Source organism: Acinetobacter genomosp. 33YU (assembly GCF_001990725.1).
GTDB lineage: Bacteria > Pseudomonadota > Gammaproteobacteria > Pseudomonadales > Moraxellaceae > Acinetobacter > Acinetobacter seifertii.
The window spans coordinates 146,104-159,950 of sequence record NZ_LFZQ01000011.1 but is presented as its reverse complement, the minus strand read 5'-3'; the positions used below and the strand labels follow the sequence as shown (position 1 = coordinate 159,950).

The 13,847-nt window shown below is 37.0% G+C and carries 12 protein-coding genes; 8 read left to right on the top strand and 4 right to left on the bottom strand.

Going from position 1 to position 13,847, the window contains the following annotated elements; all coding sequences use genetic code 11:
• Positions 1 to 38: 38 nt before the first annotated feature.
• Positions 39 to 1,262, top strand: a complete 1,224-nt coding sequence (locus AC056_RS14300; protein WP_019459032.1) for an alkane 1-monooxygenase — start codon at positions 39 to 41, stop codon at positions 1,260 to 1,262.
• A gap of 115 nt (positions 1,263 to 1,377) precedes the next feature.
• Here AC056_RS14300 and AC056_RS14295 read toward each other — a convergent pair whose 3' ends face one another.
• The 4 genes from AC056_RS14295 to AC056_RS14280 all read right to left on the bottom strand — a co-directional run bounded on the left by AC056_RS14295 (position 1,378) and on the right by AC056_RS14280 (position 6,026).
• Positions 1,378 to 2,583 (bottom strand): acyl-CoA dehydrogenase family protein, encoded by a 1,206-nt coding sequence (locus AC056_RS14295; protein WP_077163994.1) that lies wholly within the window; start codon positions 2,581 to 2,583, stop codon positions 1,378 to 1,380.
• Between the two features lie 21 nt (positions 2,584 to 2,604).
• On the bottom strand, positions 2,605 to 3,888 hold the full coding sequence (locus AC056_RS14290) for an acyl-CoA dehydrogenase family protein (RefSeq protein WP_171262128.1): 1,284 nt from the start codon (positions 3,886 to 3,888) through the stop codon (positions 2,605 to 2,607).
• 228 nt (positions 3,889 to 4,116) lie between these two features.
• Positions 4,117 to 5,490: an ABC1 kinase family protein gene (locus AC056_RS14285; RefSeq protein ID WP_077163992.1), complete on the bottom strand. Its 1,374-nt coding sequence runs from the start codon at positions 5,488 to 5,490 to the stop codon at positions 4,117 to 4,119.
• Positions 5,491 to 5,723: 233 nt separating this feature from the next.
• Positions 5,724 to 6,026, bottom strand: coding sequence for a hypothetical protein (locus AC056_RS14280; RefSeq protein WP_039251345.1), 303 nt, complete (start codon positions 6,024 to 6,026; stop codon positions 5,724 to 5,726).
• Between the two features lie 191 nt (positions 6,027 to 6,217).
• Here AC056_RS14280 and ybaK point away from each other — a divergent pair, with 191 nt between their 5' ends.
• The 7 genes from ybaK to AC056_RS14245 all read left to right on the top strand — a co-directional run bounded on the left by ybaK (position 6,218) and on the right by AC056_RS14245 (position 13,839).
• Positions 6,218 to 6,682, top strand: coding sequence for a Cys-tRNA(Pro) deacylase (gene ybaK / locus AC056_RS14275; protein WP_077163990.1), 465 nt, complete (start codon positions 6,218 to 6,220; stop codon positions 6,680 to 6,682).
• 429 nt (positions 6,683 to 7,111) lie between these two features.
• The gene (mtlD, locus tag AC056_RS14270; protein WP_139344664.1) at positions 7,112 to 9,259 is read left to right on the top strand and encodes a bifunctional mannitol-1-phosphate dehydrogenase/phosphatase; all 2,148 of its coding nucleotides are present in this window, start codon (positions 7,112 to 7,114) and stop codon (positions 9,257 to 9,259) included.
• Between the two features lie 105 nt (positions 9,260 to 9,364).
• Entirely contained in the window at positions 9,365 to 9,991 is a 627-nt protein-coding gene (locus tag AC056_RS14265; RefSeq protein ID WP_077163988.1) for a 2'-5' RNA ligase family protein, read from the top strand.
• On the top strand, positions 9,979 to 10,497 hold the full coding sequence (cobU, locus tag AC056_RS14260) for a bifunctional adenosylcobinamide kinase/adenosylcobinamide-phosphate guanylyltransferase (RefSeq protein WP_077163987.1): 519 nt from the start codon (positions 9,979 to 9,981) through the stop codon (positions 10,495 to 10,497). The genes AC056_RS14265 and cobU overlap by 13 nt, the downstream gene beginning before the upstream one ends.
• Before the next feature lies 1 nt (position 10,498).
• A complete protein-coding gene (gene cobT, locus AC056_RS14255; protein ID WP_077163986.1) occupies positions 10,499 to 11,554 on the top strand; it encodes a nicotinate-nucleotide--dimethylbenzimidazole phosphoribosyltransferase in 1,056 nt (351 codons plus the stop codon).
• Positions 11,547 to 12,146: a histidine phosphatase family protein gene (locus tag AC056_RS14250; RefSeq protein WP_077163985.1), complete on the top strand. Its 600-nt coding sequence runs from the start codon at positions 11,547 to 11,549 to the stop codon at positions 12,144 to 12,146. The genes cobT and AC056_RS14250 overlap by 8 nt, the downstream gene beginning before the upstream one ends.
• A gap of 124 nt (positions 12,147 to 12,270) precedes the next feature.
• Positions 12,271 to 13,839 carry a histidine-type phosphatase gene (locus AC056_RS14245; RefSeq protein ID WP_077163984.1) on the top strand — a complete coding sequence of 523 codons (1,569 nt, stop codon included), beginning with the start codon at positions 12,271 to 12,273 and terminating at the stop codon, positions 13,837 to 13,839.
• Positions 13,840 to 13,847 lie beyond the last annotated feature (8 nt).

The following is a 13,847-nucleotide window of genomic DNA, read 5'->3' as shown; positions in this document are numbered from 1 at the left end:
TTTAACTATATAGATATATAGAAAAAGGAAATATGACTATGAATGCACCAGTAAATGTTCAGCAAGAACTTATGCCAGTGCCAGCGTCTATGCGTGAAATAGATCGTAAGCGCTATTTATGGATGATTAGTCCGGCTCTACCTGTAATTGGTTTAGGTATTTTAGCTGGTTACCATTTTGGTCCACGCCCATTAAAGAAAGTATTTGCTTTGGGTGGCCCACTTTTATTACACGTTGTGATTCCTGCAATTGATACGATTATTGGTAAAGATGCACGTAATCCAACTGACGAAGAAATTAAGCTTCTTGAAAAAGATCCGTATTATTCACGTTTGGTGAAGAGCTTTATCCCATTACAATATGCAGCAAACGTTTATGCATGTTATTTAACAAGCCGTAAAACTACTTCTTTTATAGATAAAATTTTACTTGGTATTTCTATGGGTGCAATTAATGGTATTGCGATTAATACTGCTCATGAACTAAGCCATAAGCATGATCGTATTGACCATATTTTATCTCATCTTGCTTTGGTGCCTACAGGTTACAACCATTTCCGTATTGAGCATCCATATGGCCATCATAAGCGTGCGGCAACGCCTGAAGACCCTGCTTCTTCACGTATGGGGGAAACATTCTATGAATTCTGGCCGCGTACAGTTATTGGTTCTTTCAAGTCAGCAATTGAAATTGAGAAAAACCGATTAAAACGTAAAGGTAAAGAGTTTTGGTCACTCGATAATGAATTACTGCAAGGCTGGGGTATGACTGCTGCTTTTCATAGTTCGATGATTGGACTTTTTGGTAAAGGTACGATTCCGTATTTAGCGACGCAAGCATTTTACGGTATTAGTCTTTTTGAAATTATTAACTATATTGAGCATTATGGTTTGCTACGCCAGAAAAAAGAAAACGGCCAATATGAGCGTACAATGCCAGAGCATAGCTGGAATAATAACAACGTAGTGACAAACTTGTTCTTATATCAGTTACAGCGTCACTCAGACCATCATGCTTATCCAACTCGTCCATTCCAAGCACTGCGTCATTTTGATGAAGCACCTGAGTTACCAAGTGGTTATGCAAGTATGTTGCTACCAGCATTAATTCCTTCACTGTGGTTTAAAATGATGGACAAGCGTGTATTTGATCACTACAAAGGTGATTTAAATAAAGCAAATATTTCACCAAAACGTCGTGCAAAAATCTTTAAAAAATTCGGTGTAGTTGATAAGTCATTAGAAGTTACGCCAGTTAAATAAATAAAAAATATATACCTGAAATACCTAACCCTCTAATCATATGATTAGAGGGTTTTTATTTTGTAGATAGAGTAGTACTAAGCAGTAAGGAAGTTTTAACTTCCTTGCAATGCTCTTATCTTAATTCGCTTGACGATTTACCAAGCTCACGTCGAGCAATAATAAGCTGCTGAATTTGTTGAGTTCCTTCAAAAATATCAAGAATTTTTGAATCACGTGCCCATTTCTCAAGTAATTCATCTTCGTTATAGCCAACACTTGCTGCTAACTCGACACACTTCAAAGTAATTTCATTACCTACACGGCCTGCTTTTGCCTTGGCGATGGAAGCTTCTTTTGAGTTTGGTTTCTTGTTGTCAGCCATCCATGTTGCTTTCAACATGAGTAACCGTGCTGCTTCCCATTCGGCCTCCATACGGTAAATTTGTGCCGCAAGATTGGATGTTTGCAAATATGGCGTTGAGTAATTTGAGTCCAACTGATCTTTAAAAATTTCTTTAATACGTTCTAATGAAGCTTTAGCACAGCCAATGGCCATAGCAGCGACTAACGGGCGTGTATTATCAAAAGTTTCCATTACACCTGCGAAACCTTTAGCGACGTCCACCTCGGCATTACCTAAAAGATTTTCAGCTGGCACACGGCAGTCAGTAAAACTAATAACTGCCGTATCAGAAGCTTTAATTCCCAATTTATGTTCAAGGCGCTCCACCTTCATTCCAGGTGTGCCTTTAGGTACGACAAATGACTTGATTGCTGCACGACCAAGTTTTCGGTCGAGGGTAGCCCAGACGACCACAGAGTCTGCACGTTCACCAGAGGTTACGAAAATCTTTTCGCCATTTAAAATATAGTCATTGCCATCTTTAGTTGCTGTAGTGCGGATAGCAGCAGAGTCTGAACCACAGCCGGGTTCAGTAATGGCCATAGCAGCCCAAGTACCTTTAAAACGTTCTAGTTGCTCATCATTTGCAACTGCAGCAATTGCAGAATTCCCTAAACCTTGACGTGGCATGCTGAGCAATAAACCCGTATCGCCATAACACATTTCAATAATGCCTAGCGCTGTTGACATGTTGGTGCCATTACGGACACCTTCATTATCAGTTTCACCACGTTTACCTGCACCAGCTGCACCTGCATTAATTCCTTCACCACCTTCATTCATGCCATCAATGAGTGAAGCGAGCATATCGAGCTCTTTTGGATAAGCATGTTCTGCTTTATCGTATTTTCGGGAAATAGGGCGTAATACATTGATCGCAACATCATGTGCCTGATCAATCATCATTTTGAATTTTTTTGGATTTTGTAAATTCATGAAAATATCCTTTGATCGATCTTAAGCATGTAAGCCAGAATGTAAAATTGCGGTTGCACGTAAATCACGATACCAACGTTCAACTGGGTGCTCTTTTGTGAAACCATGACCCCCCAGAATTTGTACGCCATCTGTTCCTATTTTCATGGATTTTTCTGCGCAAAGAAGTCGAGCTAAATATGCTTCACGATGGAAAGGTTGACCTGCTTCGGCAAGACTTGCGGCATTTAGAATCAGCATACGCATAGCATCAATTTCAATTGCCATATCTGCAATCATGAATGCGACACTTTGACGATGTGAAATTGGTTCTCCGAAAGCAGTTCGCTCATTGGCATATTTAATACAGTAGGCTTTTACAGCTTCACAGGTTCCTACAGCCATTGCACACCACATTAAGTTGCCTAAATCTAAAAAGGCGGTGTAATCAAAATCTGTTGCACCTAGTCGTAGAGCGGGTGTATGGCTGAATTTTAAAGTAGCTGTCTCTGTTGCTTTGAGGCCCATTGCTGGAGTGTTCTTAATGGAAATAGTGTCACCCACTTGCACTACAAATACATCTGGCTTGCCATTAAAGTCAGCACTCACCAAGAACACATCAGCCAGATCACCTAAAATGACTAAGGTTTTTTCACCATCTATAAAATATTGATCATTTTCAAGAGAAGCTTTTGTTTTTAAAAAATAAGGGTTAAATGCTGGAGTTGCCTCTTGTACTGCAAAGGTTGCTGTAATGTTTGAGTCTTCAGCAAAGCAAGGCAGATACATTGACTGAACCTCGGTCGAACCCCAACGTGTGATTGCATTAATAACGCTAAATGTACTGAGTAATCCCGCTGTAAGACTAAAATCACCTTCAGCTAGTTTTTCAGCAATCAATAAGTTACTTACAATATTTTGTTCAGCAGCAACACCACCTAGTGCTTCCGGTAGGGCGTAATAATTTAGCCCTAAATCTTCAACATATTGCCAAAGACTTTCTGGAAATTGAGCTGCCTGATCAGCATCATGAGCTAATCCTAGTAAAACTTCTTGAGCAAATTGAGACATTGCTTCAGAAGTCATTTGTTGTTCTTCAGTCAGGCTTAAATCAAATAGGTTTTTCTTCTGTTGAGGTAGGCGTTGTTGTGAAATTTGTTTTGGTTTAAATGCTTTCTGAGTTTGGCTTAATGCTCTAAAGCCAGCTTTTGAACCTTGATAAAGAGACTTTTCAAGAAATTTACGTAGTTTGAGTTGATCAAGTACATCGCTTCCAGCTAGTTTTGTGATCAGCGATAAACCCAACCCTTGGGCTTTATTGATCATATTTGTCATGATTATGGTGTCCTAACACATTGTTATTGTTTTATGCTGACACGCTATATAAGAAAAAACTATGTCGTTACTGACAGTCAAAAAATGAGTAGATAAATGGTAAGAGTAAAATAGACTTGATTTTATGTATTTGATTTTATAAATAAAAATTAATTGTTAAAAATAATCATTTTATGTGGATTGACTAGAATGACATGGAGCCATTCTAGTCTTGATAAATTAAGCAAAGTTACGAATCATACGACGTACATTTGTTTTGGCATCAATAACAGTCATGAATGTATATGCACCAATAAACTTACGGCTAATAAACATAAATTCTTTTGGAGGAACTGAGAAATAGCGCGACGCCATTGATTTACTTGCTTGTTGCATAACGCGGCTATGTAACTGGCTTTTTTTCCAGTCATAACGTTCATGTTCATCCATCAGGCCCGCTGGCATATCTGGATTATTTGCAGGGGTACTGAATGCTTCGGTCGCAAGTAAAAAGACATCGGCCATGCCGGGTTTAATACTTTCAGGCATCGCATCGAAAAACTCATATCCAGTCATTGCTTGGACCATCGCATGTTTATCATGCTGATAACCCGCTTGTATGAGATTGCGTGCAACTGAGAGTAAGTGTTCATCGAACTGACGGATCGCGCCGAAGTCTAATAGTACGATTTTATCTTGAACATCTTGGCCATTACCTAAACGAACTAGGTAGTTACCAAAGTTAGGGTCAGTTTGCATTTCACCCCACTCAAAAATCTCACGAACAGCAATCTCTAATGACGCTTCACCAAGTTGATTACGGCGTTCTTGTGGAAGAGAAAGCATAACAGGACTATTAATAGGTACGCCGCGTTCAAACGTCATACATAAGACTTGATCTGTGCAGTAATCATCTACAATTGTAGGGACAATATAGCGCTCATCATCTTTTAAGCGCTCACCAAAGCGGCGAGTGGTTGCTGCTTCTACATCATAATTGACTTCACGATGCATCATTTCACGTACTTCATCAAACCACTGATCAAACTCACGTGTCTGAGGAACCATACGTGTAAGCTTAAGCATGTTTTTAAATAGACTCATGTCTGAGTCAATTGCACTCGCTACACCAGGGTATTGAATTTTTAAAACTAACTCTAATCCATCTGATTTGCGGATTGCGCGATGAACTTGTGCAAGAGACGCTGTACCAATAGGTTCATGATCAATGGTTAAATCGTTTAACTTAGAACCAAGTTGTTCTTGTAAATGTGGCTTAATCGCAGGCCAGTCTAAAGCAACCGTTTGGTTGTTTAAGGTATTTAACGCCTGAGTAATTTCTTCTGGTAAAAAATGTTCACCATAAAGAGCCATCATTTGGCCAATCTTAACAATAGAACCTTTAAGTTTGCCAATTTCAGAAACAAGATAATTAGCTTGTTCGCTCATTGCCTTTTTACGCTTCTTCTCTTTTTCTTCTTCACTAGAAAAAAGGGTAGAGGCACTTGCAGTAGCCCAACGTGTTCCTGCCAGTAAAGAAGCTTTCGCGATTGATAAGCGTCGATCCATGGAAGAAGTTTTTAAACTCTTAAGCTTATCGTTCTGATTTGACATGAAAATAGAATCCTATGCGCATCATGCAGCCAAACGCTGGTGATCTAAAATTGTAACGAATATTACATGTTTTGAACGTATTAAAATAGTTCCCTCAGACTGAATGGTGAGTTGAAAGTATCATTTTATATCTTAATTTTCTAAAATAGCCTAAGCAACATAATAAAAATTAAAATACAATTTCTACAGAAAGAGGAACTAGATTAAAAAGCCATTAAATATTAATCATTAACTTACATTTTAAACTGAATTTTTAATTCAGCTTTTTGCATTAAGTGGATACGATTAGCTTGAATATGTTGAATAACCATTTGCTTGACAGAATCATGCATAAAACCAAGTGCATGGGCCTTTACAATAATGATGCTCGGTAGTGTATAGAAAAAATACTTAACATCCTCAAAAGTGGCATTATTAAAAATGCCTTGTTCGATTAAGGTCTGCTGTAAAAATTGCTTTTCATTTAATACATGATCTGAAGATTCATCCCAAAAACGGTGACGCATTGCCATCAGATTATTGTGTTTGTAACTCATAAATTTGCCAGTTCAGACTTTAAATCTCAATTAAATATATTGGAGTCATCCACTCAATATCAAGTTCAGATTGTTTTTTGTTCAGTGTCTGTTTGATTTTTCATGTAAATGATGTAAATAGCCTAAGCAAATTTTAAACTTTTCACTAAAATAAATATAATCAATATCATTTCATTAAATTCTAAAATCCTATGACACCTGCATGTAGACTGTTAAAAAGTAATAAAATCGAGTTTTCTATTCATGAATATGAACATGATGCAAACGCCAAAAGTTTTGGTTTAGAAGCCGCAGAAAAATTAAACCTTGATGTAAATGAGGTGTTTAAAACGTTACTTGTAACTGATGAAAAAAATTATTTTGTCGCAATTATACCTGTTAATCATCAGCTCAATTTAAAAAAGGTGGCTACGGCGGTTGGCTGTAAAAAACTACAAATGGCTAATCCTAAAGATGCCGAACGTTTAACAGGATATTTAGTAGGAGGGATTAGTCCTTTAGGCCAAAAGAAACGATTAAAAACGGTCATTGATGCATCCGCTCAAAACTTTAATAAAATTTATGTAAGTGGGGGAAAAAGAGGGCTAGATATTGGTCTAAATCCGAATGATCTGGCGCAAATATTGACGGCGCAATTTGTAGATATCCTTGATTGATTAAAATAAGGGCAATATAAATTGACTTATTAAATGAAAATGATTATCATTATTGTGTTGGGTTTGGTTCTACCAGAAGATAACAAGAGTTAGATAAATTTCTGGTATTGGTAGACCTGCAAGACATAATAAAAACAATGCAGGTTTGTTTAGCAGTAAATGGACCTAAGAAAAATAAACATGATCAGCGCAATAAAAAGAACAAGTAAAGATAGCAAGCAAGGATAGCTTGCTATCTTTGCATTAGAACTCGGTTTCAGAATTATTTTCATTATTCAACCTTTTAGAGTTTTTAAGTTCTCTCAGTAACAGATTACTTATATTTTTGATTAAAAAATAACCAGTAATGTTTCATTTATTATCATCCTGCCTTTTAATCAATTTTTTGTATACCCTGAATAAAACATGATCAAAAAAAGAGGTAAAAACGTGCTTATTTTTCATGGAAAATCTGTTCATGGAGCTATCTTTGATATGGATGGGACAATGTTTGATACTGAGCGCTTACGGTTTCAGACATTGCAACAAGCATCTCAAGAGCTGATTGGGCAGGAGTTTTCACACGAATATTTAATGCAATGTTTGGGTTTAAGTGCGACAACAGCAGAAAAACTAGCACAACGTTTATATGGGGTAGATGTTCCGTATAAAGAAATAAGAAAAAGAGCTGATGAGATGGAGCTTGAGCATATTCGTAAACACGGCGTGCCTATTAAAAAGGGGTTAGTTCAAGTTCTTGAACGTTTAAGAAAATCTGGTTTAAGAATGGCCGTAGCCACTTCAAGTCGTAGAGCAATTGCCGAAGAATATTTAATAAATGCCAACGTTTATAAGTTCTTTGATGTGATTACTTGTGGTGATGAAGTGGAACAGGGAAAACCTCATCCCGAAATATTTTTAAAAGCAGCAAGCCAACTTAATTTAAACACTAAGCAATGTTTAATGTTTGAAGATTCTGAAAATGGTCTAACCTCAGCTTACACATCTGAAGGTCTAACGATTTTATTAAAAGATATTAAAGAACCAAATGATGAAATGCTCGAAAAAGCAGATTTTTATTATGATCAGATGTATGACTTTTTAAGCGATCTTGACCAGTTCATTCCTATTATGGATATGCCGGAAATACAAGAACCTTTTCCACAGAGTCTGAATCAACTTACGGTTGGAATACATGGCTTCGGTGCTATTGGTGGGGGATATATAGCTCAAATATTGTCACATTGGGATGGATATACAAAACCTAGAAAAATAATTGCTTCAACTCGTAATAGTCTTTTTCGCGAGGCCGTAAATGCGTTTGGAACCTATAGTATTCGCTATGGACAATTTTCTTATGATGAACGTATTGAGAATATGACGATTGTTGACTCTGACAATGAGCAACAAATGTTAGAGATGTATATTCATTCAAGTTTGATTGCACTTTGTTTGCCAGAGCAAGCGATTGAAGCTGAATCAAAAATGATAGCCAAAGGACTATACGCCCGTTTTAACTCGCCACTTGAAACATGTATAGAACCGCTAACTTTTTTAATTATTTTAAATAAAGTGGGTGCTAAATATTTAGTGATGAAGCATCTTCGCGAAGCTCTTTTAGAGTTAACGAATGATGAGGACGTGACTGAGCATATTTTAAAAGAGCATTACTTTTGCGACACTGTAGTAAACCGAATGGTTTCAAAACTTTCTAATCAGAATTTATATCGTCAACTTCGTATTAAGCATAATTTCCTTGAACAGCATTTAGAAGATTTTGAACAAGAAGATCAAATTGAAATTGAAGACTGCAATAAACTGACTCCAGATCAGCAAAACAACGCCTCGGTTTATGTTGAAAATATGCGTCGTAATTTCCAACCTGGTCATATCTTACAAAGTATGGATTTAATCTTATTCCATAGTGAAACGGATATGCCAATTTATGTTGAAAAAGGCAGTCCTTTACTTGAAAAGCTACGTCAGGTTGTATTGGTTGAACAAATTACAGATATTCAACTTATTAAAAACCGCCTATGGAACGGCGTGCATGCGATGCTTGCTTGGTATGCATCACTAATGGGTTATGAATCTATTGGGATTGCTATGGGTGATCATTCAGTAAAAGCATTTGCAGAAAACTTAATTACAGAAGTAAAACAGGGGCTTGCAATTGTATTGCCTAACTATGCAAAAGATCTGAACCGAATGGCTCAAAGTTTTCTAGACTCATGTGAATATGCATTTAAAGATCCGTGCCAACGAGTAGCTCGAGATCCATTACGCAAACTCAACCATAATGAACGTGTCATGGCATCAATTGAAATGAATATAGGTCATGATTTACCTTATAAAAATTTATTAAAAGGTACTGCTCTAGGTTATGCCTATGCGATTCAATTTTTAGAAATTGATGATAATGCTGCTATTCAGCATTTACAGCAACAAATTCTAAAATTAGATCTGAATATGACTCAGAAAAGGCAGCTTGAAGTTGATTTGGTCCAACACATTCAATATTTGTTTTCTGAACAAGACCAACAGCTTGTGGATATGAAAACTAACAAAGCCAGAATGACAGCTACACAATATGTCTGAAGGCATTTAATGATTTAACACTCTACAATTGAAAGGCAAACATGTTTTAATACAAAACTTAAGTGACTTTGAATTAAAACTGTGCTGCTAAAACCTACGACGTTCATGGTGCCAACGACTATACGGGATTATCCGGAATGGCACCTAGGACGTCAAAATTATGCTTTGTGGTATCTAGAGATTATTGATCAGAAATTAGCTGATTATCTAGATGTCTTACGTACACATTTTTCAGAATTTTTATTAGAACCGAATAACCGTCAATATCATGTCACATTATTTATATGTGGATTTTTAACCCATGAACCTAGTGTTTATAGTGATGACTTTAGTTTCCATGATTTCTCAGAACAAAGAGAAATTTTAAAAAAAGAAAATATTTCACCATTTCGATTAAAAATTGGTTCAGTTGATAGTTTTAGTAGTGCTTTATTTGTAGAAATCCAAGATACCGATAATGTTTTATCTCACATACGTCAAAAATTAGGCATAGTTTCTAATGAAATTGCTGCTTTAGATTACTATCCCCATATCACCTTAGGCTTATATAAAAACATCTGTAGTAGTGATTTGATTTTGCAAAAAATTTCTCAATTACCTGTAGAATACAAAAACGCTGAATTTGAACTGAAAGTTGAGCATTTAACGTTTGGTTTTTATGAAGCTCAAACTTTACAAGGTAAGCTGTTTTCGTATCAGCATTTGTTTTTAGGTGATTCATGTTGCAACTGATTTTGGGCGGTGCCCGCTCTGGCAAAAGTCGACTCGCTGAACAAACGGCAATATCTACACAATTACCTGTGATTTATGTGGCGACAGCGCAAGCGCTTGATCCAGAAATGCAAAGTCGAATTGCACATCATCAAAATCAGCGTCCTGCACATTGGTCCTTAATTGAAGAACCATTATTTTTAGCAAATGCTCTGAAAAAAATTGATCAACCTAATCAAATTATTTTGGTAGATTGTTTAACTCTTTGGTTAACCAATTTGTTACTTTTAGAAGATCAAAGTGTTCAACAATTTGAGTGTGAGCAACTATTAAAAGTTTTACCTACACTTGAGTCAGAAATTATTTTAGTAAGTAATGAAACAGGGCTTGGTGTTGTGCCACTCGGCGAAATTAGTCGCCGTTTTGTCGATGAAGCAGGAAGACTACATCAAGCGTTAGGACAAATTGCAGATAAAGTTGTGTTTTGTGTGGCTGGTTTTCCAATGATTTTAAAAGGTGAGAAGTAAAATGAACTGGTGGTTAGAATCTGTAAAGCAACCTAATCTGGACGCAAAGCAACAAGCTGAACAACATCAACTCCAGCTCACTAAACCTACAGGTGCTTTAGGTGATTTAGAGCAGATTGCAATTACACTTGCTAGTTTACAATCAAATGCAAATCCTCATGTTAACTATCCATGGATTACAATTTTTGCCGGTGATCATGGCGTAGTTGAAGAAAATATCTCTGCATATCCTCAAGCTGTTACCCGTCAAATGTTGCAAAACTTCACGACGGGTGGCGCAGCAATTAGTGTACTTGCTAAATATCATGAAGCTCATTTACAAGTGATTGACTGTGGCACAGTGGGCGAAGCATATGAATACGCAGGTGTTGAACGTCACTGTATTCGTGCTGGGACTGCAAATTTTGCTAAACAATCCGCAATGAATGCTGATGAATGCCGTGCTGCCTTAGAGTTGGGAAAAAATAGTGTAGATACTGCTAAAGCCGACGGCGCAGATATTTATATTGCAGGTGAAATGGGAATCGGGAATACCTGTTCTGCTTCTGCCTTAGCTTGTCTTTTACTAAATGATACTGCCGAGCAATTGACTGGAGTAGGGACAGGAATAGGTGCCGATCAGTTAAGACATAAAATTGAAGTCATTGAGAAAGCAATAGAACTTCATCATAAACATGTCGTTGGTGATGTCTTCAAAACATTATGCGCCGTCGGTGGTTTGGAAATTGCCGCAATTACCGGTGCTTATATTCGATGTGCACAAGTCGGTTTACCTATTATTGTGGATGGTTTTATTAGTTCTGTAGCCGCTTTATGCGCTGTGCGGATGAACCCTAAAGTACGTGACTGGATGTTATTCGGTCATCAATCGGCTGAATATGGCCACCAACGTATTTTACAGGAACTCAATGCTGACCCTATTTTAAAGATGAACTTGCGTTTAGGTGAAGGTAGTGGTGCTGGTGCTGCATTGGCATTAGTTAAAATGGCATGTGTATTACATAATCAAATGGCTACCTTTGCCCAAGCTGCTGTAAGCGGGGATAAAATTGGGTAAATTTAGAATCGATTTACTCAGACATGGCGAAAGTCAGTATAGCCATACTCTACGTGGGCATTTGGATGATGAGTTAACAGCAAATGGTTGGCAGCAAATGCAGTCAACCATTGAGCAAGTTACAGACCAGACATGGGATGTCATTGTAAGTTCTTCATTAAAACGATGTGCTTGTTTTGCTGAACAACTTGCAAAGACAACTCAGCTGCCTTTACTTCTAAATCATGACTTAAAGGAAATGTATTTTGGTGAGTGGGAGGGTGTATCAACTCAGCAAATTTACGAAACTTCACCCGAACTACTTGCAAATTTCTGGCAGAAACCGAGTCAATATTGTCCACCACAGGCAGAAACCTTAATGCAATTTCAAACGAGGATTTTGAAAGGCTTTCAAGATTTACTCTTAGAGATGCGAAAACAAAACTGGCAACATGCATTAGTCGTTACACATGGAGGCGTGATTAAGCTATTGTCTTGCTTAGCACAGCAACAACCTTTAGATGACTTGCTAAAAATGCAGGCAGAACTTGGAAAATTATACTCATTCGAATTTTTTGAAGAAGAAGAACAATTAACTTTTATCTTGAAATAGTGGTTTTATATTTTTATACAATTGTAAGTTATTATTTTTATGAAGATATTTAAGTCCGTTTAATAGAACTGTAATTGCTAAAAACTAAGCTAGGGGTATTTCTTATTAATAGCCTATCTAACTTATGAATATTTTATTTAAAACGACGTTGATTGCCACATCCATATTACTCGCGGCTTGCAATAACAATGATGATCAAGAAGTTCAAACTACACCATCTACAAACTCATCCAAATATTATCAAACCAAAACACCTTATCAACCGCAACAAGATCTAAAAAGCTATGAACAAGCACCCAATGGGTTCCAACCAGTTTTTACAGAGCTAGTTGCACGTCACGGTTCACGAGGACTCTCAAGTCTTAAGTATGATTTAGCACTTTATAATTTATGGAAACAGGCAAAAGCAGAAAATGCTTTAACGCCGTTAGGTGAGCAGTTAGGTGCTGACTTAGAAGCAATGATGAAAGCCAATATCCTGTTAGGTTATGGTGTTGAATGTATTCGCCAGTATGGTTACGGAAATGAAACCATGACTGGTATTTTAGAACACCGTGGCATTGCCGATCGCCTATTACAACGTTTACCAACACTTGTAAACTCTCAAGCATCTATATTGGTACAAAGTTCTGGGGTAGATCGTGCGGTGGATAGTGCTAAATTCTTCACTGCTGAACTTATTAAACAACAGCCTCAGCTGAGAGATAAGATAATGCCAACGTCTTATACCAGTTTATCGAGTTCAAGCGTTCCTAGTCTTGTAGATAATGGTGTTGATCGTTTTAAACTTTACTTTCATAGCTTAAATGCGGCTGAAGACTTAACTCAACCACTAACTGCTACCCAACAGAAAATTTATGATGCAAGCCAGGCCTATCAAGATTTTGAAGCAAACAATAAAGATTTAGCTCAAAAGTTAAGTGAGTTATCGAAGAATACTCAGGCAGAAAAAACTGCTCAGACCGTACTCATTCCAATTTTTAAAGCAGACTTTATTAAAAAGCTTGGTACAACAGGTTATAGTTTTAGCAATAATGGGTCTTTTACAGTAACTTCACCTAAAGGCGAACAAATTACAGAAAAGGGTAAAGGTAAAAATACCATTGCTAGTGCAGTAGATGCTGCGGCTTATATTTATGAGCTTTATTCTATTTCTGGTGGTATGAAAGATGAGTTAAAAGGTGTTGATTTTGATAAATATATGCCTTTAGACGCCGCAAAATTTTATGCTGAATTTAATGATGCCAATGATTTTTATGAAAAAGGCCCAAGTTTCACAGAGTCAAATCAAGTTACAAGTGAAATTGCACAAGGCCTCAAACAAGATTTATTTCAACAAGTTGATGCAGTTGTAAATAAAGCCCAACCATATAAAGCAGTTTTACGTTTTGCTCATGCTGAAATTATTATTCCTCTAGCGACCAGTTTAGATCTGCATAATATGATGCAGCCTTTACCCCTACGCCAGACTTATAACTATTCAACAAGCACATGGCGTGGTGAAGTAGTTTCACCTATGGCAGCCAATGTACAGTGGGATATTTACCAAAATAACCAAGGTAATACTTTAGTGAAGATGCTGTATAACGAAAAAGAGACGTTATTTAAGTCTGCATGTAATTATGCACGTTACACACCAACAAGTTTTTACTATGACTACACTAAATTGAAACAGTGCTATCAAATGCAATAGATTTTCAG

Bases quoted from the DNA above. Each gene is read 5' to 3' on its own strand.
- cobU (WP_077163987.1), top strand. From the start codon at position 9,979: ATGTTGCAACTGATTTTGGGCGGTGCCCGCTCTGGCAAAAGTCGACTC.
- AC056_RS14285 (WP_077163992.1), bottom strand. From the start codon at position 5,490: ATGTCAAATCAGAACGATAAGCTTAAGAGTTTAAAAACTTCTTCCATG.
- AC056_RS14280 (WP_039251345.1), bottom strand. From the start codon at position 6,026: ATGAGTTACAAACACAATAATCTGATGGCAATGCGTCACCGTTTTTGG.
- ybaK (WP_077163990.1), top strand. From the start codon at position 6,218: ATGACACCTGCATGTAGACTGTTAAAAAGTAATAAAATCGAGTTTTCT.
- AC056_RS14295 (WP_077163994.1), bottom strand. From the start codon at position 2,583: ATGAATTTACAAAATCCAAAAAAATTCAAAATGATGATTGATCAGGCA.
- AC056_RS14290 (WP_171262128.1), bottom strand. From the start codon at position 3,888: ATGATCAATAAAGCCCAAGGGTTGGGTTTATCGCTGATCACAAAACTA.
- AC056_RS14265 (WP_077163988.1), top strand. From the start codon at position 9,365: ATGGTGCCAACGACTATACGGGATTATCCGGAATGGCACCTAGGACGT.
- AC056_RS14245 (WP_077163984.1), top strand. From the start codon at position 12,271: ATGAATATTTTATTTAAAACGACGTTGATTGCCACATCCATATTACTC.
- AC056_RS14300 (WP_019459032.1), top strand. From the start codon at position 39: ATGAATGCACCAGTAAATGTTCAGCAAGAACTTATGCCAGTGCCAGCG.
- cobT (WP_077163986.1), top strand. From the start codon at position 10,499: ATGAACTGGTGGTTAGAATCTGTAAAGCAACCTAATCTGGACGCAAAG.